At 73.9% G+C, this 21,400-nt stretch carries 20 protein-coding genes and 1 riboswitch; of the genes, 13 read left to right on the forward strand and 7 right to left on the reverse strand.

What is annotated here, in order from left to right:
• Positions 1–39: 39 nt before the first annotated feature.
• Complete coding sequence (locus V1J52_RS02345) at positions 40–1,224, forward strand: anhydro-N-acetylmuramic acid kinase (RefSeq protein WP_330137817.1); 1,185 nt, start codon at positions 40–42, stop codon at positions 1,222–1,224.
• 61 nt (positions 1,225–1,285) lie between these two features.
• The gene (locus tag V1J52_RS02350) at positions 1,286–1,732 is read left to right on the forward strand and encodes an SRPBCC family protein (protein ID WP_330137818.1); all 447 of its coding nucleotides are present in this window, start codon (positions 1,286–1,288) and stop codon (positions 1,730–1,732) included.
• Positions 1,733–1,895: 163 nt separating this feature from the next.
• Here V1J52_RS02350 and V1J52_RS02355 read toward each other — a convergent pair whose 3' ends face one another.
• Entirely contained in the window at positions 1,896–3,095 is a 1,200-nt protein-coding gene (locus V1J52_RS02355) for a zinc-dependent alcohol dehydrogenase (RefSeq protein ID WP_330137819.1), read from the reverse strand.
• A gap of 198 nt (positions 3,096–3,293) precedes the next feature.
• Here V1J52_RS02355 and V1J52_RS02360 point away from each other — a divergent pair, with 198 nt between their 5' ends.
• Positions 3,294–3,728: a hypothetical protein gene (locus V1J52_RS02360; protein WP_330137820.1), complete on the forward strand. Its 435-nt coding sequence runs from the start codon at positions 3,294–3,296 to the stop codon at positions 3,726–3,728.
• 179 nt (positions 3,729–3,907) lie between these two features.
• Here the strand turns inward: V1J52_RS02360 and V1J52_RS02365 are convergent, their stop codons facing one another.
• Both V1J52_RS02365 and V1J52_RS02370 read right to left on the reverse strand, forming a co-directional pair.
• The gene (locus V1J52_RS02365; protein WP_330137821.1) at positions 3,908–5,269 is read right to left on the reverse strand and encodes a transglycosylase family protein; all 1,362 of its coding nucleotides are present in this window, start codon (positions 5,267–5,269) and stop codon (positions 3,908–3,910) included.
• Positions 5,270–5,399: 130 nt separating this feature from the next.
• Entirely contained in the window at positions 5,400–6,185 is a 786-nt protein-coding gene (locus V1J52_RS02370) for a DUF6227 family protein (protein ID WP_330137822.1), read from the reverse strand.
• Positions 6,186–6,385: 200 nt separating this feature from the next.
• Between V1J52_RS02370 and V1J52_RS02375 the strand changes: the two genes are divergently transcribed.
• Positions 6,386–6,838, forward strand: coding sequence for a phospholipase (locus V1J52_RS02375; protein ID WP_330137823.1), 453 nt, complete (start codon positions 6,386–6,388; stop codon positions 6,836–6,838).
• A gap of 16 nt (positions 6,839–6,854) precedes the next feature.
• On the opposite strand, the gene V1J52_RS02380 is transcribed toward V1J52_RS02375, so the two are convergent.
• The 4 genes from V1J52_RS02380 to V1J52_RS02395 all read right to left on the reverse strand — a co-directional run bounded on the left by V1J52_RS02380 (position 6,855) and on the right by V1J52_RS02395 (position 10,706).
• Complete coding sequence (locus V1J52_RS02380; RefSeq protein ID WP_330137824.1) at positions 6,855–7,082, reverse strand: DUF2277 domain-containing protein; 228 nt, start codon at positions 7,080–7,082, stop codon at positions 6,855–6,857.
• A 26-nt stretch (positions 7,083–7,108) separates the two neighbouring features.
• The gene (locus V1J52_RS02385) at positions 7,109–7,816 is read right to left on the reverse strand and encodes a (2Fe-2S)-binding protein (protein ID WP_330137825.1); all 708 of its coding nucleotides are present in this window, start codon (positions 7,814–7,816) and stop codon (positions 7,109–7,111) included.
• Positions 7,817–7,879: 63 nt separating this feature from the next.
• A complete protein-coding gene (locus tag V1J52_RS02390; RefSeq protein WP_330137826.1) occupies positions 7,880–9,349 on the reverse strand; it encodes a glycine hydroxymethyltransferase in 1,470 nt (489 codons plus the stop codon).
• A gap of 26 nt (positions 9,350–9,375) precedes the next feature.
• Positions 9,376–9,469, reverse strand: a riboswitch (ZMP/ZTP riboswitch).
• 7 nt (positions 9,470–9,476) lie between these two features.
• A complete protein-coding gene (locus V1J52_RS02395; protein ID WP_330137828.1) occupies positions 9,477–10,706 on the reverse strand; it encodes a PucR family transcriptional regulator in 1,230 nt (409 codons plus the stop codon).
• A 653-nt stretch (positions 10,707–11,359) separates the two neighbouring features.
• Between V1J52_RS02395 and V1J52_RS02400 the strand changes: the two genes are divergently transcribed.
• Genes V1J52_RS02400 through V1J52_RS02440 form a run of 9 tightly spaced genes read left to right on the forward strand, consistent with a single transcriptional unit; the run spans position 11,360 to position 21,399 of the window.
• Entirely contained in the window at positions 11,360–12,964 is a 1,605-nt protein-coding gene (locus tag V1J52_RS02400) for a DUF6801 domain-containing protein (RefSeq protein ID WP_330137829.1), read from the forward strand.
• A gap of 39 nt (positions 12,965–13,003) precedes the next feature.
• The gene (locus tag V1J52_RS02405) at positions 13,004–14,035 is read left to right on the forward strand and encodes an ABC transporter ATP-binding protein (protein WP_330137830.1); all 1,032 of its coding nucleotides are present in this window, start codon (positions 13,004–13,006) and stop codon (positions 14,033–14,035) included.
• Positions 14,032–14,829 (forward strand): MlaE family ABC transporter permease, encoded by a 798-nt coding sequence (locus tag V1J52_RS02410; RefSeq protein WP_330137831.1) that lies wholly within the window; start codon positions 14,032–14,034, stop codon positions 14,827–14,829. Before V1J52_RS02405 ends, V1J52_RS02410 begins: the two co-directional genes overlap by 4 nt.
• A 2-nt stretch (positions 14,830–14,831) precedes the next feature.
• The gene (locus tag V1J52_RS02415; protein WP_330137832.1) at positions 14,832–15,713 is read left to right on the forward strand and encodes an MlaE family ABC transporter permease; all 882 of its coding nucleotides are present in this window, start codon (positions 14,832–14,834) and stop codon (positions 15,711–15,713) included.
• Entirely contained in the window at positions 15,710–17,056 is a 1,347-nt protein-coding gene (locus V1J52_RS02420) for an MCE family protein (protein WP_330137833.1), read from the forward strand. Before V1J52_RS02415 ends, V1J52_RS02420 begins: the two co-directional genes overlap by 4 nt.
• On the forward strand, positions 17,053–18,087 hold the full coding sequence (locus V1J52_RS02425; protein WP_330137834.1) for an MCE family protein: 1,035 nt from the start codon (positions 17,053–17,055) through the stop codon (positions 18,085–18,087). Before V1J52_RS02420 ends, V1J52_RS02425 begins: the two co-directional genes overlap by 4 nt.
• On the forward strand, positions 18,084–19,136 hold the full coding sequence (locus V1J52_RS02430) for an MCE family protein (protein WP_330137835.1): 1,053 nt from the start codon (positions 18,084–18,086) through the stop codon (positions 19,134–19,136). The genes V1J52_RS02425 and V1J52_RS02430 overlap by 4 nt, the downstream gene beginning before the upstream one ends.
• Positions 19,133–20,251, forward strand: coding sequence for an MCE family protein (locus V1J52_RS02435; protein WP_330137836.1), 1,119 nt, complete (start codon positions 19,133–19,135; stop codon positions 20,249–20,251). Before V1J52_RS02430 ends, V1J52_RS02435 begins: the two co-directional genes overlap by 4 nt.
• On the forward strand, positions 20,248–21,399 hold the full coding sequence (locus V1J52_RS02440) for an MCE family protein (RefSeq protein WP_443075690.1): 1,152 nt from the start codon (positions 20,248–20,250) through the stop codon (positions 21,397–21,399). Before V1J52_RS02435 ends, V1J52_RS02440 begins: the two co-directional genes overlap by 4 nt.
• Position 21,400: the final 1 nt, after the last annotated feature.

Consider the following 21,400-nt stretch of genomic DNA (forward strand, 5'->3'; position numbering starts at 1 on the left):
CCGCCCCGCCGGCGCGGGGAGCTGCACCACAATGCCGTCATGCGCGTCATCGGCATGCTCAGCGGCACCTCTCGCGACGCGGTGGACGCCGCGCTGGCGGACCTCACCTGGGACGGCGGCGACCTGCGGCTGCGCTGCGGCGGCCTGCTCAGCGTGCCCTTTCCCGAACCCCTGCGCGCCGACCTGGCCCGCTGCCTGCCCCCGGCCGACCCCACCTGGCAGGACGTCTGCCGCATCGACACCGCACTGGGCCGCCTCTTCGGCTCCGTGGCGGCCCGGGCCGACGCCGAACTGGCGGGCGGCACCGCCGAACTCGTCGTCTCGCACGGGCAGACCTGCTTCCACTGGACGCAGGGGGCCGCCGCGCTGGGCACCCTGCAACTGGGGGAGCCCGCCTGGATCGCCGAGGCCACCGGGCTGCCCGTCGTCTCGGGGCTGCGCACGCGGGACGTCGCACGCGGCGGGCACGGCGCCCCGCTGGCGGCCACCCTGGATGCGCTGCTGCTGCCGGACGCCCCCGGCCACGGCGCCCTCAACCTGGGCGGCATCGCCAACCTCACCGCCCGCGAGCGCCCCGGCACCGTCACCGCCTACGACCTCGGGCCCGCGGGCGCCCTCATCGACGCGGCCGCCGAACGGGCCAGCGGCGGCGCGGAGCGCATGGACGAAGACGGCGTGCGCGCGGCGCGCGGCACCGTCCGCGCGCCCCTGCTGGCGGCCCTCCTGGCCGACCCGTACTACCGGCTGCCGCCGCCGAAGTCGACCGGCAAGGAGCACTTCCACGCGGGTTACCTGCGGGCCCGCCTGGCCGGCGACGCGGCCGGCCCCGGCCCCGTGCCCGCACCGGACGACGTGGTGGCCACCGTCACGGAGCTGACCGCCACGCTGGTCGCCGGAGCCTGCCGCGACCACCGCCTGACCTCCCTCACCGTCTCCGGCGGCGGCACCCGCAACCCGTGGCTCATGTCCCGCATCGCGGCGCTCAGCGCCCCCACGCGTGTCGTCGAGAGCACCGCGGCCGGGCTGCCCGCGCAGGCGAAGGAGGCGTACCTGTTCGCCCTGCTGGGCTACCTCACCGTGCACGGCCTGCCCGGCAACGTCCCCGCCGCCACGGGCGCGCGCGGCCCGGCGCTCCTGGGCTCCGTGACGCCCGGCTCCCGGCCGCTGCGGCTGCCCGCCCCGCTGCCCGGGGCGCCCGGGCGGCTGCGGATCGACGGGGCGTGAAGGCCGTACGGCCGGGTACGCGGCAGGGCGTGTCACCGAACACCAACGATCAGGAGGTGCCATGTCGCACATCGAGGAATCCATCGCGCTCGACGTCCCGGTGACCACCGCGTACAACCAGTGGACGCAGTTCGAGGACTTCCCGCACTTCATGGACGGCGTGGAGCGCGTCGACCAGGTGACCGACACCTCGACCCACTGGGTCACCAAGATCGCCGGTGTGGAGCGGGAGTTCGACGCGGACATCACCGAGCAGGTGCCCGACGAGCGGGTCGCCTGGACCAGCCGCAACGGGCCCAAGCAGGCGGGCGTCGTGACCTTCCACCGGCTGGACGACACGCACTCCAAGGTCATGCTGCAACTGGAGTACGCGCCCGAGGTGTTCACCGAGGCCGTCGGCGACGCCATGGGCATCGTCCGCCGCAAGGCCAAGGGCGACCTGGAGCGCTTCAAGACCTTCATCGAGAGCCGCGGCGCCGAGACGGGCGCCTGGCGCGGCCAGGTCTGACCCGCGGCCCGGGCCGGCACCGGCGCACGTGGCGCAAGCCAGGGCGCCGGTGCCGTGCCGCGTGTGCGGGCGTTCTGGGGTGAGGGCGGGCGGGCGGCGGGAACATCCCGCCGCCCGCCCGCCCTCACGCACGCCGTACCGGTTCCGGGCCTGACCGGCCGGTTCAGGGCCGGAAGAGCACCTTCACGGCGCCGTCGGCCTTCTTCTGGAACATGGCGTACGCCTCGGGCCCCTCGTCGAGCGGCACGTGGTGCGTGGCGAAGTCCTCCAGGCCCAGCGGGTCCCCGTCGCTCACCAGCGGCAGGATGTCGGGCAGCCAGCGCCGCACGTTCGCCTGGCCCATCCGCATCTGCACCTGCTTGTCGAACAGCGTCAGCATCGGCAGCGGATCGCTCATCCCGCCGTAGACGCCGGACAGCGAGACCGTGCCGCCGCGCCGGACCATGTCGACGGCCAGGTACAGCGCCGCCAGCCGGTCCACCCCGGTCTTCTCCATCATCCGGCTCGCCAGCTTGCGCGGCAGCATCCCGGCGGCCGACTGCATCGCCTTGGCGGCCGTCGTCCCCGCGCCGCCGTGCGCCTCCATGCCGACCGCGTCGACCACCGAGTCGGCGCCGCGCCCGCCGGTCAGTTCCCGCACCGCGCCGACGATGTCCTCGCGGCTGTCGAAGTCGTTCAGGTCCAGCACCTGCACACCGCGCGCCCTGGCCCGCTCCAGCCGCTCGGGCACCAGGTCCACGCCGATCACCTGCCCGACGCCCTGGTGGGCGGCGACCCGGCACGCCATGTCCCCGATGGGCCCCAGGCCCAGCACCACCAGGCTGCCGCCCCGGGGCACGTCGGCGTAGGCCACCGCCTGCCAGGCGGTCGGCAGCACGTCCGACAGGTACAGGAACCGGTCGTCCGGCGGCCCCTCGGGCACCTTGACGGGCCCGTAGTGGGCCTGCGGCACCCGCAGGTACTCGGCCTGGCCGCCGGGCACCGCGCCGTACAGGCTGGTGTAGCCGAACAGCGCGGCACCCATGCCGCGCTCCTTGACCTGCGTCGTCTCACACTGGGTCTGGAGCCCGCGCTCGCACATGAAGCAGGCGCCGCAGGAGATCTGGAACGGCACCACCACGCGGTCGCCCGGGGCGATACCGGTCACGGCGTTGCCGACCTCCTCCACGATGCCCATCGGCTCGTGACCGAGGATGTCGCCGGGGGTCATGAAGGGCGACAGCACCTCGTACAGGTGCAGGTCCGAGCCGCACAGTCCGCTGGAGGTGACGCGCACGATCGCGTCGGTCGGTGCCACCAGTTGCGGGTCGGGGACCTGTTCCACCCGCACGTCGCGGGTGCCGTGCCATACGAGGGCCTTCATGCGGCCTCCTTGGGTCTGCTCGGGGGTGGTTCACTCGTCGTGCCGCGCGGCGGCCGTGCCCGCGCAGACGGCGGGTACCCGGTACCGGCCTTCCCCACGCGTGCGCGGGCCGCAGCCCCGTGACCGGTGTTTTCCGGTTTCGATCACGGGTACGCGAGGGGCGCCGCACCCCGACCCCGCACGAAAGGGAGGCCGGTCATGCCCGAGTCGAACGACCCCGGAAGGAACCCCGAGGAGGAGGGCATCCCCGATCTCCAGGACGGGACGCCCGAGGCCCAGCAGGCCGAGGACCCGCAGCAGATGCCGGTGCCCGGCGAGCGCCCGGTGGCCGCCGACCAGTTCGGCACCACCTTCAACGAGCAGCGGGAGGGGGAGCCGCTGGACGAGCGGCTCGCCCAGGAGGAGCCCGACGTGGGCGAGAGCGGGGCTACCGGGCCCGAGGACCCGGAGGCCGGCCAGCTCAGCGACGAGCCGCTGCCCGGACGGCCCGGGGGCGACCACCTCGTCGGTCAGGAGGCCGCCGCGACGCCGGGGGCCGCGCCGGAGGAGACGGCCGTCCACGTGGAGGAACTGGACGAGGTGGGGGCCCCGCCGCCCGACCCGGAGGAGAACCCCGCCGACGAGGAGCTGTGACCCCCGCGGTCCGTCCTAGCGCCGCGTCAGCCGGGGTCTGCCCCGGCGCGACGCCCGGCACGGCGCCTCGCGGCGTTGCCGAATCGACCGAGTGGGCCCACTACGAGGCCGATCCGGCGCCTTGCGACGCACCGCACCGGACGCCGCTCCCTGACGGGCGAACCCTGACCGACGCGGCACTAGATGGTGACGCCGTGCTGCCGCAGGTAGGCCAGCGGGTCCATGTCCGAGCCGTAGCCGGGGCCGGTGCGGATCTCGAAGTGCAGGTGCGGACCGGTGGAGTTGCCGGTGTTGCCCGAACGCCCCACCGTCTGCCCGGTGTTCACCCGCTGTCCCGGGCGTACCGAGATCGCCGAGAGGTGGGCGTACTGGCTGAAGCGCCCGTCGTGGTGGCGCAGCACCACCTGGTACCCGTAGGCCCCGGCCCAGCCGGCCGAGGCGACGGTGGCGCTGGTGACGGCCTGCACCTTGGTGCCCGTCGCCACGGCGAAGTCGACGCCCGTGTGGTAGCCGGAGGACCAGGCACCGCCCGCCTTGCGGTAGGCGGTGCCCGGACCGGCGCCCGAGACCGGGGCGGTGTAGGACGGCGCGCTCTTGCGCCGGTCGGCCGCCTTGCGGTCCGCCTGCTGCCCGGCCGCTTCCGCCCGCTGCTCCTTGGCCTTGCCGGGTTTGGCGGGCTTCGCGGGCGCGGCGTTGGCCTCGGCCGGTCTGGGCTCGGCCTCGGGCGCGCTCTTCTCCGCGCTCTTCTCCGGCGCGGCCTTCTTCTCCGTCCGCTCCGGGGCCGCCTCGCCCCGCGTGCCGCCGGTCCGCTCCGGGGCCGCCTCGCCCTGCGTGCCGCCGGTCCGCTCCGGGGCCGCCTCGCCCCGCGGTGCCGTGCCGGTCAGGTGCAGCCGCTGGCCGGGGAAGATCAGGTTCGGGTCCTCGCCGACGGTCGGGCGGTTGCGCTCGTACAGCGCCTGCCAGCCGCCCCGGACACCGTGGTCCGTGGCGATGGAGGAGAGGCTGTCACCGCGCGCCACGTCGTGCGTCTGACTGCCCCGCTCGTGCTCCTGCCCGCCCGGCTCCGCCTGGGCGGGGGGACGAGCGGTGGCCGGCTGCCGGATGGTGGCCCGCTGCGAGAGCGGCCGGGCCGCACCGGAGCCCTCGGCGTGCGGCTGCGCCATGTCGCGGGTCAGCCCGGCGCGGGGCGAACAGGCGGGCCAGGCGCCCGGACCCTGCCCGGCCAGCACCTTCTCGGCCACGGCGATCTGCTCGGCCTTCGTCGCCTGGTCGGCCCGCGCCGCGTAGGCGGCGCCGCCGTAGCTCTCCCACGTGGACTGCTTGAACTGGAGCCCGCCGAAATGTCCGTTGCCGGTGTTGACGTGCCAGCGGCCGCTGCTCTCGCAGGCCGCCACCTTCTCCCAGGTGTCCACGGGAGCCGCCTGCACGTGCCCGACACCGATGAGCGGCAGGGCGATGCCCGCACCGCCCGCGGTGACGGTGAGTGAAGCTCGGGACACCGGGCTGGGCCGGTAACGACGGTGCCGTCCACGGGTGGCCATGGGCCCCTCCCCAACCTGCGCCGACAGGCGCTCCAACGGGCTCCCCGGTCACGGGAGTTATGAGCGGATCAAACGTAGAGGCGCGCCACCTGACCGGGCAAGCGGTTCCGTGGTTTTGGCCGCTCCCGCGTCAGTCGCCGCGTCCGCTCCCGTGCGCGAGCACATGCCGTTCGGCGGCCCGTGAGGCCGTCGTCTCGTCCGTGTAGACCTCGCAGACCAGGTTGCCGTCGGGCGTGAAGTCGTGCTCCAGCTCGAACAGGCTCGTCTCCCGCCCGTCCGCGAGCAGGAACGCGTGCTCGTAGACCGAACAGAACGCCCGCGGGCCCGCGGGCCCGAAGGGCTGGCTGACGCGCGTGATGTCGTGCCGCCGTGCGGTGGCCAGCAGCCGCAGCACGTCCTCGCCCGGCCGGTCCGCGTTGCTCGCCCGGCGCAGCAGCCGCCGGGCGTGGTCCGGTGACTCGCGCTCGGGGAAACTGTGGTGGCCCGGTCCCGGCACCGGCAGTCCCAGCTCGGCCAGCAGACGCGGCGTCAGCGCCGAGGCCCGCTCGGCCTCCACGGGGACCCCGCCGCCCATGCGCTGGTGCACCCGGTTCTCCGCCTCCTGGAGGGCGGCGAAGTCGGGGTAGATCTCATGGGCGATCTGGCCGTCGGACTCGGTGTCGTGGCGCAGCTCCCACAGCACCACCACCGAGTGGTCGGCGAGCGTGAAGGTGTGCTGGTAGGTGGAACAGCGCAGACCCGGCGGCGGGCTCGCGTGCTGCCGCCACACCCGCAGCTGGACGTCGCAGCGGACGGCGCCTCTCAGCAGCCGCGCCAGCGTGTCGCTGATCTCGAACGGATTGCGGGCACGGGCGAGCAGCAGCGCCAGGTGTTCACCCGGCGCGGGCCCGCCCGCGCTCTGTGCCGAATGGGTCATCGGGCGCCTCCCGGAACTCGTGTCCGCCCTCTCCTCTTGTGGATACCCAAAGTAGCGGGGTGACTTCACCGTGTGTGTACGGATTGGCTGACTTCTGCGGTCCGGGTGGCTCGTGTGAGAGAGGCACCGCCGGTCGAGCCGCTCTGTAGCGACGCTCGTCACGCTCCGTGGACCGCTCTCGGTCCACGGAAGGACGCCGCATGCGCACCAGGCTCCCGGCCGCCCTGGCCACCTCCGCCCTCTCCCTCACCACCGCCGTCGCCCTGGCCGCTCCGGCCGCCGCGGCTCCCGCCGACAAACCCCGGGTGCTCTCCAGCTGGACGCAGACCAGCGCGAGCAGCTACAGCGCCTGGTACGCCGCCTACGGGAACAAGGGCGCCTGGTCGGCCTACGGGTTCAACTGGTCCACGGACTTCTGCTCGACCTCGCCGGACAACCCCTTCGGGTTCCCCTTCAAACTCTCGTGCGCCCGGCACGACTTCGGCTACCGCAACTACAAGGCCGCCGGCTCCTTCAGTGCCAACAAGGCACGTCTGGACGACGCCTTCCACGCCGACCTCAGACGGGTGTGCACCCGGTACAGCGGCGCCCTCAGAAGCTCCTGCGACGCCACGGCCTGGACGTACTACCAGGCCGTGCGCGCCTTCGGCTGATCCCGTGCGCCGGGGCTCAGCGCCCGGCGTCCGGGGCGCCGCCCCGCACCGTCAGCCGGGACAGCAGCGCCTGCGTGGCGGCGGCGACGTCCTCGACGGCCCGTTCGAACGCCTCGGCGTTGTGCGCGGCGGGACGGCGAAAACCGGACACCTTGCGCACGTACTGGAGGGCGGCCGCGCGCACGTCGTCCTCGGTGACCGTCTCGGTGTAGGGCGGGCGCAGGGTCCTGATGCTTCGGCACATGCCACCGACCGTACGCCGCCGCACTGTCAGCGGCCCGGTGGCGAGGTGAAGCAGCAGTCCCCGCACAGCCCGCCCGCGGGGACGCGGTAGTACAGGCAGCACGTGCGCCGCCGGTACCCGCCGGGGGTGAGCGTGCCGCCGGTGCGCAGCAGGGGCGCGGCCAGCACGGTGGCGGCGGCCGCGCGCGTGCGCGCCGCCCCGGCCGCGTCCCCGTGCCGCAGGCACCACCGCGCGAGCTGGTCCGCGGCACCGGCCAGCGCGGACGCCGCGTTGCCCCACAGCAGCCGCTCCGAGACGCGGGCCACCGTCCGCGTCGCCCGCACCAGCGGCACCAGATGGGCGTCCAGGACGAGGGCGTCCAGCGCGTCCGCCGCCTGCGCGGGCAGCGGCCGCCGCGTCCCCGGGGCCAGCCACAGCTCCCCGGGCGCGGACGGCCCGGGGTCCCAGTGCAGCAGCTCCGGGGCGAGGTCCGGCAGCTCCCCGTCCAGCACGGCCGGGGCCAGCGCGACCGACCACAGCCGGGAGGCCAGCCCGAGGAAGGCGACGGACGCGGCGACCCGCGCCTCGCCGGTGCCCAGCCGCGCCCCCACGGCGGCGGTACGCGCCGCCAGCGGCGCGGTGTCCCCTGCGTAGAGGCGGGCCAGCGGCGCGGCCCCGCCCGGCGGTCCGCCGCCGGTCCGCAGGGCGAAGAACCCGCCGACGGCCGCCGCGCGGCCCGGTCCGCTGCCGTCCATACGGGCACTGTAGACCCGGCGCCGGCGGGGCGTCGGGGGCCGAGCGGGCGGGTCCGCGCGAGGTCAGCCCAGGTCGATGCCGGGGTAGAGCGGGTGCCTGCCCAGGAGTTCGGCCGCCCGGGACCTGACCCGCCCGGCGGTGTCCTCCGCCAGGGTGTAGCGGGCCCTGGAGGGAGCGCCGGAAGCGGCGGCACCGGGTGTGGTGGAGGTGAGCACGGTGTGGATGAGTCCGGCCACCTCGTCCATCTCCGCGGTGCCGAAGCCGCGCGTGGTCAGCGCGGGGGTGCCCACGCGGACGCCGGAGGTGTACCAGGCGCCGTTGGGGTCCTGCGGGACGGCGTTGCGGTTGGTGACGATGCCCGCGTCCAGCAGCGCCGCCTCCGCCTGGCGGCCCGTCAGGCCGTGCCCGGAGACGTCCAGCAGCACCAGGTGGTTGTCGGTGCCGCCGGTCACCAGGCGGGTGCCGCGCCGCAGCAGCCCCTCGGCGAGGGCCCGCGCGTTGTCCACCACACGCCGGGCGTAGTCGCGGAACTGCGGCTGCCGGGCCTCGGCGAGGGCCACGGCCTTCGCGGCCATGACGTGCGGCAGCGGACCGCCGAGGACCATGGGGCAGCCCCGGTCCACCTGCTCGGCCAGGGTGTCGTCGCACAGCACCATGCCGCCGCGCGGGCCGCGCAGCGACTTGTGCGTGGTCGTGGTGACGATGTTCGCATGCGGCACCGGGTCGAAGTCGCCGGTGAGGACCCCGCCCGCCACCAGGCCCGCGAAGTGGGCCATGTCCACCATCAGCGTCGCGCCCACCTCCTCGGCGATCTCCCGCATGCGGGCGAAGTCCACCAGGCGCGGGTAGGCCGAGTACCCGGCGATGAGGATGAGCGGCCGGAACGCGCGGGCGGCGGCGCGTACGGCGTCGTAGTCGAGCAGCCCGGTGCGCGGGTCGGTGCCGTAGCTGCGCTGCCGGAACATCTTCCCCGAGATGTTGGGGCGGAAGCCGTGGGTGAGGTGGCCGCCGGCGTCCAGGGACATGCCGAGCATCCGCTGGTCGCCGAACGCCGCGCGCAGCCGCTCCCAGTCCGCCTCGCCGAGGTCGCCGACGTGCCGGACCCCGGCCCGGTCCAGCGCGGGGGCCTCCACGCGCCGGGCGAGCACCGCCCAGAAGGCGACGAGGTTCGCGTCGATGCCCGAGTGCGGCTGGACGTAGGCGTGCCGGGCGCCGAACAGTTCGCGGGCATGCTCGGCGGCCAGCGCCTCGACGGTGTCCACGTTGCGGCACCCGGCGTAGAAGCGGCGCCCGGCGGTGCCCTCGGCGTACTTGTCGCTGAACCAGTTCCCCATGGTCAGCAGCACGGCGGGGGAGGCGTAGTTCTCGCTGGCGATCAGCTTGAGCGACTCGCGCTGGTCGGCCAGTTCGGCGCCGACCGCGTCGGCGACCCGGGGTTCGACGCCCCGGATCACCTCCAGCGCGGCGCGGTAGGCGGTCGTCTCGGGCGTCGGCGACGCCCCGGCGGGCTGCGGCGCGGGTTCGGCGGCCACGGGAACCTCCAGGAGGGTGCATGTGCTCCGGTGGCCCAGGCGCGCGGCAGCACATCACCGATGATGGAGCCGCTCCCCAATGGTCCGTCCCATTTCGTCGCGCCAGTCACGGCTCGCGGCGAGCGTATCAAGGGCGGCGCCCCTCCACCGCCGGACGGCTGGCCTGGCGCCGCAGCCGCAGGGAGCGCAGCACGACCTCGGTGGCGAACCGGTCGTCGAGGTCGGAGAGCCGCGCGCCGAAGGCCCGGTCGAGGTTCCGCAGCCGGTAGCGGACGGTCTGCGGGTGCAGGTGCAGCAGCTCCGCCATCTGCACGGCGTTGCCCCGGGTGTCCAGCCACGCCTGGAGCGTCTCGACCAGCCGCTCGCGCTGGTTGCGGGTGAGGTCGGCCAGCGGGGCGAGCTGGCGGCGCGCGAGCTGCTCGGTGAGCGCGGAGTCGGCGCACAGCCACAGGGTGAGCAGGTGGTCGTCGCAGTAGGTGACGGGCGCGGCCGGGATGACGCCCGCCTCCACCAGCGCCAGCGCCTGCCGCGCCCAGCGCAGCGACTCCGCGGCCTGGGCCAGCGGCACCGTCAGCCCCACGGCGATCCGGACCTCCCGCGGCGCGGCGTCCAGCAGCAGACGGCGGTTCTCCTCGACGGGGCCGGGCAGGAGGGCGTGCGGCTGCGGGTCGCCGGGCGCGGCCAGGACGTCGTCGCCCAGGCTGCCCCGGGGCGGCCTGCTGTCCGGGCTGATGGCCACGAGGGTCACCTCCGACGGCAGCGGCCAGCGGGCCCGCTCGGCGTGTCCGGCCAGGGAGGAGCGCGGCACGGAGGCTCCGGCGAGGATGAGCTGGAGCAGCATCCTGCGGTACTCCTCCTGGCCGCCGCCCAGTTCCGCCTGGGCGGCCTGGTAGCCCTCCCGGGAGACCTCGATCAGCTCGTCGACGTAGCCGAAGAGGGCGTCGGCGAACGACAGCATGACGGCGGGGGAGAGGCTGTAGCGCTTGCCGAGCTTCTTGGCCCGGCGCAGGGCGACGCGGGCGCCGATGCGGAAGGCCGCCTGGAGGTTGTCCAGCGTCCGGCCGCGGTACGCCTCGTAGCGGCCGAGCTTGCGGCAGAGCTGGTCACGGCGGGTGGTGGGCGCGCTCGGGGCGGCGATCCGGTCGACGAAGGTCACGAGGTTCTGCTCGACGCCGCCCTGGATGACGGGGCCGTAGGGCCCGTCCAGCAGCGGCCCGTACTCGGGTATGGCCCGTCTGATCTCGGCGCCGATCTCATGGAGCAGGCTGGGCAGTTCCGGCCGCATGACGGCGGCCAGCTCCTTGGGCAGCGGTCCCTGCGGCTCGTCCAGGCCCGCCGGGGGGATGGCACTCGTCATACATCTCTTCCTCACTCCACCGGGGGCCGCCGCGGGGCGGACGCGGCAGCGGTCGCGCGCCGGTGGACGAACGCGGTCAGGGTCCGACGACTGGTGCGGTATGACGCGGGGGCGGTCTCGGTGGCAGGGTGGGCACGGCAGGCCAATCCCCCGCGCGGCCCGCCACCTGACGTCGTGGTGGTTCCGCGCACACGGCGCGGGCCGCTCCAGTGGCTCCGTGCACACCCGCCCCCGTCAAGGCGATCGGCTCACCGTACTCACCTTCGTGCGGGATTCGGGCGGGAACTGCTGCATCGGCGACAGGAGAACGCGCATAGCGCAGACTCCTGCGCTTTGCGGCCCGGACGTCAAGCCGCGGGCGCGGAATTGCTCACCTGGTGATGAACGGCGGCGCGTCCGTGATGCCCGGGGCACAAGGGGAAGCGCATTTCACGGCAGTGCCGGGGAATTTTCGTGATCACCATTGCACGGTCGGGTTACCCGTACGTAACGTGCCATCCGCACCGCCGCCCCCACCCGGAAGACCACGGCGCGGAACATCTCATTCCGGCGGTGGAGCAGCGGTATTCCCGCAAGCGACGCACCGGGTCCGCTCCCTTTCCCCGCTCAGCCGCCCCGTTCCCCCCTCCGCGAACCCCGAAGGAAGGCACGCGATGAACGCACGGCGCTCGCTCCGCGCGACGGCCATCGCCTCGGCCGCGCTGCTCGCCGGGCTGCCCGTCGGGACCGGCCCGGCCGCACGCGATCTGCGCCTTCCGGCCCGGTCGACGGAGCCGGTGCAGATCACCGCCGCCTACACCTGCGCGTTCCCCTCGGGCACCTACGACGCCGAGGTCACCGTGTCCGCGTCCTTCCCGGCCACCGTGGCGCCGGGCGAGCCGGTCCAGGCGGAGAAGCTCAGCGTGCGCACGGCGCTGCCCGCCGCCGCGGCGGCCGACCTGCCGGACGCGGGGGAGGCGGACGTCGACTCGGTGACCAGCGCCGCGACGCTCAGCGCCGGGGTGACGCGCGGCGGTGATCCCGTCGCCGCCTGGGAGGCCGAGGTCACCGCGCCGGCGACGCCGGTGGTCGAGGGCGAGCCGCTGGTGCTGGAGCACCGCGGGCAGGCGGAGCCGGTGACGCTGCCGGACGCGGGGGAGGTTCTCTTCACCCCGGGCGCCCTGCACCTCGACGTCCGCGGGGACGCGGAGGCGCCCGGAGCCGGGCCGGAGACCTCCCCGGACAGCACCCCCGGACCCGGCGCCGCCGGTCCCGCGTCCGGCGGCACGGAGTCCGCTCCCGGCGGCGCCGCGGAGAGCCCGGCGGCGGAGCCGGGGACGCGGGCACCCGCGGCCACGTGCACGCCGCGCGACGGGCAGGTGCCCGCGCTGGCCGCCGTCCGCGTCACCGCCGGGCCGCCGCCGTCCGCGACGCCCGGCGGCCGTCCGCCCGGCCCCTCCGGCTCCGCGAGCCCCGAGGCCCGCGGGGAGGCCGACGGCGCCGGACCCCGCGCGCAGGAGAGCCCCGCGGCGCCGCAGGAGCCGGTCACGGTTCCCGTGGACGGCTGCCCCGGGATGCCGCCCGCGGACGGACTGGACCGCGGGCTGCTGCCCGAGCCGCCGCCCGGGGCGAACGTGCTGGAGAGCGAGGGCAGCCCCAGCTGCACCTTCCCCGTGGGCTACTCCAACGTGAAGAAGCAGCGCGGGGCGATGGTCCTCAACGACCCGCAGGCCGCACCCCGGCTCTCCTCCCTGCGCATCTTCGTCCGGTCCGTGTCCGGCCCGGACGGCTACATCGAGGCCAACCACGTGGGCGCCATCGACATGCCCCCGGCGACGAGCACGTTCCTCGGCTTCGACTTCATGCCGGTCACGGCCACGGTCGAACTGACCTCGCTGACCCCGGCCACCATCGTCACCGTCGTCCCGCGCACCGGCGAGCGGCTGAAGGCGACGGTGGGCTACCAGCTCGCCCTGCGGGTGGCCGAGGCGAAGGTCAACGGCACTCCCCTGCCGGTCGGTTCGCAGTGCCGGACGGCCGAGCCCATCGACGTGCGGCTGAGGGGCGGGTCGCCGCACTACGACATCCTCCAGGGCGGCCTGCTCGAAGGGGCGATCGACATCCCGGCCTTCACCGGATGCGGTGCGGGAGAGGACCTGGACCCGCTGTTCACGGCGGCCATCTCGGGCCCGGACAACTACCTGAAGCTCAACCAGGGGCCGTTGTGCCAGAAGAACCCGTGCGAGGAAGTCGTGCTGCCGGAACTGCCCGAGCGGTGACACCGAAATTGTTGACGCGTAAACAGCCGGGAGGTGCCCATGGGAGTCGAAGTCGTCGTCGAGGGACTGAGCAAACACTTCGGCAGCCAGGAGATCTGGCAGGACGTGACGTTCACCCTGCCCCCCGGTGAGGTCAGCGTGCTGCTGGGCCCCTCGGGCACCGGCAAGACGGTGTTCCTGAAATCCGTCATCGGCCTGCTCAAACCAGAAACGGGCCGGGTCCTGATCAACGGCGTGGACATGGTGAACGCCCCCGAACGGGACATCTACGAAACGCGGAAGCTGTTCGGCCTGATGTTCCAGGACGGCGCCCTGTTCGGCTCGATGAACCTGTACGACAACATCGCGTTCCCGCTGCGGGAGCACACCCGCAAGAAGGAGTCCGAGATCCGGCGCATCGTGCTGGACCGGATGGAGATGGTCGGCCTCACCGGAGCGCAGGACAAACTGCCCGGCGAGATATCCGGCGGCATGCGCAAGCGCGCCGGGCTCGCCCGCGCCCTCGTGCTCGACCCGCAGATCATCCTGTGCGACGAGCCGGACTCCGGACTGGACCCGGTGCGCACCTCCTACCTCTCGCAGCTCCTCATCGACCTGAACGCGCAGCTCGACACCACGATGCTGATCGTCACCCACAACCTCGACATCGCCTGCACCGTGCCGGACAACATGGGCATGCTCTTCCGCCGCAGGCTCGTCACCTTCGGACCGCGCGAAGCCCTGCTGACCAGCGAGGAACCCGTGGTGAGGCAGTTCCTCGGCGGACACATGGCCGGCCCCATCGGGATGTCCGAGGAGAAGGACCAGGCCACCGTCGAGCGGGAGCAGCTCTCCGGCGCCGCCGACTACCGCAACGTGCCGCGCACCGTCCAGCCGCAGCTCCAGCCCTCGGCGGGCATGCCCGCGCGCGGTGCCGCCCTGCGCCGCCAGCGGCGGGTGCTGGCCATGCTGGACCAGCTCTCCCCGTCCGCCCAGGCGGCCATCCGCGCCGGGTACGCCGGCGAGGACGTGGGCAGGGGACCCAACGGCACCGCCCCGCTGCCCCGTCCGCAGGCCGGAGGCGCCCGGTGAGCGCACCCGCCCCGCCGGGCCGCCCGCTGCCGGGCGCCGGAGCGCTGCGCCAGGTCGGCGAGCTGTTCTCCCTCGCGGTCACCGTCATCCGCGAGTCGTTCCGGCGCCCCTTCCAGCTCCGGGAGTTCATCGAGCAGTTCTGGTTCATCGCCAGCGTCACCATCCTGCCCGCCATCCTCGTGACGATCCCCTTCGGCGCGGTCATCGCGCTCCAGGTCGGTTCGCTCATCCAGCAGTTCGGCGCCCAGTCGTTCACCGGCGGGGCCAGCGTCCTCGTCCTCATCCAGCAGGCCAGCCCGCTCATCGTCTCGCTGCTCGTCTCCGGCGTCGCGTGCTCGGCCATCTGCGCGGACCTGGGATCGCGCACGATCCGCGAGGAGCTGGACGCGATGCGCGTCATGGGCGTCTCGCCCATCCAGCGCCTGGTCGTGCCCCGGGTGCTCGCGGTGACGCTGGTCGCCGTGCTGCTCAACGGAATGGTGTCGGTGGTCGGCACGCTCGGCGGCTACTTCTTCAACGTCGTCATGCAGAACGGCACCCCCGGCGCGTACGTCGCCAGCTTCTCCGCCCTCGCCCAGCTGCCCGACCTCTACATCAGCGAGCTGAAGGCCCTGCTGTTCGGCTTCATCGCGGGCATCGTCGCCGCCCACCGCGGCCTCAACCCGCGCGGCGGCCCCAAGGGCGTGGGCGACGCGGTGAACCAGTCGGTCGTCTTCACCTTCCTCATCCTGTTCTTCGTCAACATGGTGATCACGGCCATCTACCTCCAGCTCGTCCCCTCGAAGGGAATCTGACGATGGCCTCGACGCAGCGGCGCGCCGCGGGAGGTGGCGCACCGGCCCGGAAGCTCTCGCGCAGGCCGGTCCGCCGCACCCGCAGCCGGCTGGCCTGGCTCGACCGTCCGGGCGACGAACTGCTGTTCTACGTGCGCGCGCTCCTCGGCGTCCCCAAGGCGGTGCGCAGCTACCGCAAGGAGCTGCTGCGGCTGCTGTCGGAGGTCTCCTTCGGCAGCGGCGGGCTCGGCGTCGTCGGCGGCACGGTCGGCGTGATGATCGGCATCACCGTCTTCACCGGCACCGTCGTCGGCCTCCAGGGCTACGCGGCCCTCAGCCAGATCGGCACCGACGCCTTCACCGGCTTCGTCTCGGCGTACTTCAACACCCGCGAGATCGCCCCCCTGGTCGCGGCCCTCGCCCTGTCCACGACCGTGGGCGCCGGCTTCACCGCGCAGCTCGGCGCGATGCGCATCAACGAGGAGGTCGACGCGCTGGAGGCCATGGGCATCCGCAGCATGCCCTACCTCGTCAGCACCCGCATCCTGGCCGGGGCCCTCGCCATCGTCCCGCTGTACGCGATCGGGCTGCTCGGCTCCTACGCCGCCTCGCGGCTGGTGACCATCGCCTTCAACGACCAGTCGACGGGCACCTACGACCACTACTTCGAGCTGTTCCTCTCCCCGGACGACGTGCTGCTGTCCTTCCTGAAGGTGCTGATCTTCTCGGTGCTGGTGATCTGTGCGCACTGCTACTACGGCTTCCGCGCCGCCGGAGGGCCGGCCGGGGTGGGCGTCGCGGTGGGCCGCTCGGTCCGCACCGCGATCGTGCTGATCAGCGTCAGCGACTTCTTCCTCAGCCTGGCGTTCTGGGGCGCCACGACGACGGTGAAGGTGGCCGGATGACCGCGACGCAGACCACCAGGCCCCTGCCCGCCCGCCCGGCGGCCGACGGCCTCGCCGCCGCCCGCCGGCGGGACCGCGCCCGCGCGGTGCGCCGCAGGCTCGCTGGCGTCGTCTTCCTGCTGGTGCCCGTGCTGCTGGCCGCCCTGTCGGTGGCCGTCCACCAGCAGGCGTTCACCCCCTCCGACACCGTCGTCGTGGAGACCACGACCGTCGGCAAGGAGATGCACCCGCGCGCCGAGGTGAAACTGCGCGGCGTGGTCGTCGGCCAGGTCGAGCAGATCACCACCGACGGCGACGGCGCCCGGCTCACCCTCGCCATGGAACCCGGCAGCCTGGAGCGCGTCCCCGCCAACGTCCGGGCGCAGCTCCTGCCCACGACGCTCTTCGGGCTGCGCTACGTCGCCCTCGTCCCGCCCGCCGACCCGGCCGGGGAGCCGTTGCGCGCGGGCGCCGTCATCCCGCAGGACCGCAGCGAGAACGCCATCGAACTCGAACAGGCGCTGGACAACCTGCTGCCGCTGTTCACCGCCGTCAAACCGGAGAAACTGTCCGCCACCCTGACCGCCGTCGCGACGGCGCTCGACGGGCGCGGCGAACAGCTCGGCGAGACGCTCGTGCGGCTCGACGCGTACCTGAGCGAGCTGAACCCGCACCTGCCGGCCCTCAACCGGGACCTCAGAGAACTGGTGAAGGCCGGCAACCTCTACGCGGACGCGGCGCCCGACATCGTCGACGCGCTCGCCGACCTCACCACCACGACCGCCACCCTCGCCGAGCGGCGCTCCCGCCTCAACTCGGTGTACGCCTCGGTCACCACCGGCTCGCAGGACCTCACCACCTTCCTGCGGCAGAACCAGGAGAACCTGATCCGGCTCGCGGCGGCCAGCCGGCCGACCCTGGAGACCCTGGGCCGCTACGCGCCGTCCTTCCCCTGCACCCTGCGCACCCTCGCCGACTTCGTCCCGGCCATGGACAAGGCGCTGGGCAAGGGGACCGACCGCCCGGGCCTGCGCGTGGACGTCGAGGTCGTCCCCTCCCGGGGCGCCTACCAGCCCGGCGCCGACACCCCCCGCTACGAGGGCGGCGACGGACCGCGGTGCTACTCCGTGCCGCTCACCTCCGCCCGGGAGGGGACGGGGACCGCGGCGCCGCAGGGCGGCGCGGCGCCCCAGGCCCTGAACGGCGTGCCCGACGGCCTGGGCCTGGCCAACTCACCGCAGGAGAACGCCCTTGTCACCGAACTCCTGGCCGCGCCGGCCGCACAGTCACCCGCGGCGCTCCCCGAGTGGTCCACCCTGCTGGCCGGACCCGTCCTGCGGGGCACGGAGGTGCACCTGAAATGAGCGCACGCACCAGCCTCACCCGGCCCCTGGTCAAGTCGGCCCTGTTCGTGTGCGTCACCGTCCTGGCCACCGCGCTGCTGGCCCTCAGCATCTCCGGACGCGACACCGGCTCCGCCGACACCTACCGGGCCCGCTTCACCGACACCACCGGGCTCATCGAGGGTGACAGCGTCCGGATCGCCGGGGTGGAGGTCGGCAGGGTCACCGGCATCCGGGTCGTCGACCGGCGCTTCGCCGAAGTCAGCTTCTCCGTGGCCGAGGACCGCGCCGTGCCGGCCTCCGCCACGGCGTCCATCAAGTACCTCAACATGGTCGGCCAGCGCTACATCGACCTGCGGCAGGGCACGGGGCCGGTCGGCGCGACGCTCCCGGCGGGCGCCCTGATCCCGCTGGACCGCACCACACCGGCGCTCGACCTCACCCAGCTGTTCAACGGCTTCCAGCCACTGTTCCAGGGGCTCTCGCCCCAGGACACCAACGCGCTGGCCGCCTCCCTGGTGCAGGTCCTCCAGGGCGAGGGCGGCACCGTCACCCAGCTCGTGCGCACGGTCGGCTCGCTGACCACCACGCTCGCCACCAAGGACCAGGTGATCGGGCGGATCGTCGAGAACCTCAACACCGTGCTGAAGACCGTCAACGACCGGGAGGAGGACTTCACCGAGCTCGTCACCACCCTGGAGGGACTGGTGAGCGGGTTCGCCGACGACCGCGAGCCCATCGGCGAGGCCGTCGAGGGCATGTCGGAGCTGGCCGTCAGCACCGCGGACCTGCTCCAGGAGGGCCGCGCCCCGCTCAGGACCGACATCCGGGAACTGGGCCGGCTCAGCGACACCCTCGCCGACAACACACCCCTGGTCGAGAACTTCCTGGAGAAGACCCCCGAGAAGATGCGCGCCCTGACCCGCCTGACCTCCTACGGCTCCTGGCTCAACCTCTACCTGTGCGGGGTCGAACTGCGCGGCGTCACCGCCGACGGCGGCGGCGAGGCGCCCACCGGCCTGCCGGTCACGGAAGCGAGGTGCACGGCATGAGACTCCTGCCCCGTCTGCGCCGCCCCGCGGGCCGCCGTCCCGCGCGGCCCCCGCGCCGCCGCCGTCCCGCCCTCGCCGGGGTGACCGGCCTGCTGCTGTGCACCCTGGCCGGTCTGGTCGCCTACAACGCCGACGCCTTCGCCGGCGGCACCACCTACACCGCCGAGTTCACCGACTCCGCCGGGCTGAACGCCGGGGACGAGGTACGCGTCGCCGGGGTGCGCGTCGGCGAGGTGGACGGCGTCACCCTGGACCGCGCCCGGGTGAAGGTCACCTTCACCGTCTCCGGCACCTGGGTCGGCGACGCCAGTACCGTCGGCATCGGCATCAAGACCCTGCTGGGCGCCAAGTACCTCGTCCTGGACCCGCTCGGCTCCCGGGAACAGGACCCGGGCGCGCGCATCCCGCTCGCCCGCACCACGTCCCCCTACGACGTCATGCAGGCGTTCACCGACCTCGGCGACACCGTCGGCGAACTGGACACCGGGAAGATCGCCGACAGCTTCGACACCCTCGCCGACACCTTCAAGGACACGCCCCCCGACGTCCGGGACGCGGTCACCGGGCTCTCCGACCTCTCCCGCACCATCGCGGACCGGGACACCGAACTGGCCGAACTGTTCACCGGCTCCAGCGCCATCACGCAGACGCTCGACGACCAGAGCGCCCGCTTCGAGTCGCTGCTGGAGGACGGCAACCTGCTCCTGGGGGAGATCCGCAAACGGCGCAACGCCATCCGCGCGCTCCTCACCGGCACCCGCGACCTGGGCGAGCAGCTGAGCGGGATGGTCGCCGACAACGAGCGGCAGCTCGGCCCGACGCTGCGCTCCCTGGAGCGCGTCACCACGGTGCTGGAGGAGAACCAGGAGCACCTCGGCGACACCCTCGAAGCCGCCGCCCCCTACTACCGGCTGCTCGGCAACACCGCGGGCAACGGCCGCTGGCTGGACAGCTACGCCTGCGGCGTCATCCCCGACCGCTACCTGCCGGCCGGCACCCGGCCCGAGGCCGGCTGCGTGCCGCCCAAGCCCGAAGGAGGTGGCCGATGAAACGCGAGCCCACCCGCCACCGGCTCCGCCGCCGCCCGCGCCCACCGGGCGGCCGGCGCCTGGCCGCGCTGGCCACGGCCACCGCCGTCCTCGTGACGGCCACGGCGGTGGCCGTCACCTGGCTGACCGACGACAGCATGCGCGTCACCGCCTACTTCGCCCGGACCGTCGGCGTGTACGAGGGAGCCGACCTGCGCATCCTCGGCGTCACCGCGGGCCGGGTGGAGGACATCACCCCCGAGGGCACCCGGGTGCGCGTCACGCTGGCCGTGGACGAGGGAGTCGAGGTGCCGGCCGCCGCCCGCGCCGTCGTCGTCGCCCCCAGCGTCGTCTCCGGGCGGTTCATCCAGCTCACCCCGCCCTACACCGAGGGACCGCTGCTGGCCGAGGGCGACGTCATCCCCGTCGAGCGCACCCTCACCCCGATGGAGATCGACGAACTGCTCTCCACCCTGACGACGCTCAGTGACGCGCTCGGGCCCGACGGCGTCAACGAGGACGGCGCGCTCACCGGCCTGCTGGAGGCCGGCGCCGAGAACCTGAAGGGCAACGGCAAGTCGATGGGGGACACGATCGCCCGGCTCGGCGCGGCCTCCCGCGTCCTGGACGGCAGCAGCGAGGACGTCGTCTCCACCATCAAGAACCTCCAGAAGTTCACCGCCATGCTGAAGAAGAACGACGGACAGGTCCGCGAGGCCACCCGCCAGCTCGGCGACGTGGCCGGTTTCCTCGCCGAGGACAAGGAGGACCTCGGCAGCGCGCTGCGGGAACTGAGCACCGCGCTCGGCGACGTGCGGGGCTTCATCTCCGGCCACCGGGTGCAGATCGGGGAGAACGTCGAACGCCTCACCAGCCTCACCCGGACCCTCGTCGAGCAGCGCCGCAACCTGGCGGACGCCCTGGACACCGCGCCGCTGGCCGCCGGGAACGCCGTCCGCGCCTACAACCCGCAGACCGGCACCATCGACGGGCGGGTCAACCTCAACGAACTGAGCATGGGCCCAGGGACCCGCCCGCTGCTGGAGCCCGTCCCGCAGGCCGACACGGGCTCCGCGCCGCCGCTGCCGCTCCCGGCCGTCGGCGAGCTCTACCGCGAGGCGGAGGCGAAGCCGTGAAACGGTCCACCGCCGCGAGGACCACGCTGTCCGCCGCCGTCGCGCTCGCCGCCGTCATCGGGCTCGGCGCGGCCGGATGCTCCGTGCCGCGCTACGAGGGGCTGGCGGACCTGCCGCTGCCCGGCGGCGCCGACCTCGGCGGCGACCCGTACACGGTCACCGCCGAGTTCGCCGACGTGCTCAGCTTGTTCCCGCACTCCTCGGTCAAGGTGAACGACGTGCCCGTGGGCCGCGTCACCGGCATCGCGCTCGCCGACGACGGCTGGACGGCCACCGTCACCATGGAGGTCAACGGCGACGTCGAGCTCCCCGCGAACTCCTACGCCCGCCTGGAGCAGTCCAGTCTGCTGGGCGAGAAGTACGTGCAGCTGGCCGCCCCCGCCGAGGGCCGGGCCCGCGGCGTGCTGCGCGACGGGTCGGCCATCCCGCTCGCACGCACCAACCGCAACCCGGAGGTCGAGGAGGTCTTCGGCGCGCTGTCCCTCGTGCTCAACGGCGGCGGCGTGCAGCAGATCCGCACCATCAGCCAGGAGCTGAACGCCGCGCTGGACGGCAACGAGCCGCAGATCCGCTCGACGCTGCGCCGCCTGGCGACGCTCACCGGCAACCTGGACGAGCACAAGAGCGACATCACCCAGGCGCTCGACAGCGTCGACCGGCTCTCCGCGCGGCTCGCCACGCGCAAGGACGGGATCGGCACGGCCGTCACCGGACTCAGCCCCGGTCTGGACACGCTGCGGGACCAGCGCGGCTCCCTCGTCACCATGCTCCGCGGACTCGACACGCTCTCGGGCGTCGCCGTCGAGACGCTGGACGCCGGCAAGGACGACATCGTCGCGGACCTCAGGGCACTGGCCCCCACGCTGCGCAACCTCGCCGACGCCGGGCAGGACCTGCCCGACTCGCTCCAGGCGCTGGCCACCTTCCCCTTCACCGACGAGGTGCTGCGGGGCGTCAAGGGGGACTACCTGAACGTCTACCTCGACGTCACCGCCCAGCCGGACACCCGGATCATCCCGGCGCTGGACCCGGCCGCCCCACCCGGCGGGGGCGGCGGCGATGACGGGGCCGACCCGGCCGAGGCGACCGCGGCCCTGCTGCCGCTGCCCGCCGTCAGCGGCCCCGCCACCACCACCGAGGGGGAGTGAG

This window comes from Streptomyces solitudinis (assembly GCF_036323765.1).
In the GTDB taxonomy this organism is placed as follows: Bacteria; Actinomycetota; Actinomycetes; order Streptomycetales; family Streptomycetaceae; genus Streptomyces.

What these genes read in the sequence shown, in the direction of transcription:
- V1J52_RS02345 (WP_330137817.1), top strand. Translation starts at nt 40, where the DNA reads ATGCGCGTCATCGGCATGCTCAGCGGCACCTCTCGCGACGCGGTGGAC.
- V1J52_RS02350 (WP_330137818.1), top strand. Translation starts at nt 1,286, where the DNA reads ATGTCGCACATCGAGGAATCCATCGCGCTCGACGTCCCGGTGACCACC.
- V1J52_RS02355 (WP_330137819.1), bottom strand. Translation starts at nt 3,095, where the DNA reads ATGAAGGCCCTCGTATGGCACGGCACCCGCGACGTGCGGGTGGAACAG.
- V1J52_RS02360 (WP_330137820.1), top strand. Translation starts at nt 3,294, where the DNA reads ATGCCCGAGTCGAACGACCCCGGAAGGAACCCCGAGGAGGAGGGCATC.
- V1J52_RS02365 (WP_330137821.1), bottom strand. Translation starts at nt 5,269, where the DNA reads ATGGCCACCCGTGGACGGCACCGTCGTTACCGGCCCAGCCCGGTGTCC.
- V1J52_RS02370 (WP_330137822.1), bottom strand. Translation starts at nt 6,185, where the DNA reads ATGACCCATTCGGCACAGAGCGCGGGCGGGCCCGCGCCGGGTGAACAC.
- V1J52_RS02375 (WP_330137823.1), top strand. Translation starts at nt 6,386, where the DNA reads ATGCGCACCAGGCTCCCGGCCGCCCTGGCCACCTCCGCCCTCTCCCTC.
- V1J52_RS02380 (WP_330137824.1), bottom strand. Translation starts at nt 7,082, where the DNA reads ATGTGCCGAAGCATCAGGACCCTGCGCCCGCCCTACACCGAGACGGTC.
- V1J52_RS02385 (WP_330137825.1), bottom strand. Translation starts at nt 7,816, where the DNA reads ATGGACGGCAGCGGACCGGGCCGCGCGGCGGCCGTCGGCGGGTTCTTC.
- V1J52_RS02395 (WP_330137828.1), bottom strand. Translation starts at nt 10,706, where the DNA reads ATGACGAGTGCCATCCCCCCGGCGGGCCTGGACGAGCCGCAGGGACCG.
- V1J52_RS02400 (WP_330137829.1), top strand. Translation starts at nt 11,360, where the DNA reads ATGAACGCACGGCGCTCGCTCCGCGCGACGGCCATCGCCTCGGCCGCG.
- V1J52_RS02405 (WP_330137830.1), top strand. Translation starts at nt 13,004, where the DNA reads ATGGGAGTCGAAGTCGTCGTCGAGGGACTGAGCAAACACTTCGGCAGC.
- V1J52_RS02415 (WP_330137832.1), top strand. Translation starts at nt 14,832, where the DNA reads ATGGCCTCGACGCAGCGGCGCGCCGCGGGAGGTGGCGCACCGGCCCGG.
- V1J52_RS02420 (WP_330137833.1), top strand. Translation starts at nt 15,710, where the DNA reads ATGACCGCGACGCAGACCACCAGGCCCCTGCCCGCCCGCCCGGCGGCC.
- V1J52_RS02425 (WP_330137834.1), top strand. Translation starts at nt 17,053, where the DNA reads ATGAGCGCACGCACCAGCCTCACCCGGCCCCTGGTCAAGTCGGCCCTG.
- V1J52_RS02430 (WP_330137835.1), top strand. Translation starts at nt 18,084, where the DNA reads ATGAGACTCCTGCCCCGTCTGCGCCGCCCCGCGGGCCGCCGTCCCGCG.
- V1J52_RS02435 (WP_330137836.1), top strand. Translation starts at nt 19,133, where the DNA reads ATGAAACGCGAGCCCACCCGCCACCGGCTCCGCCGCCGCCCGCGCCCA.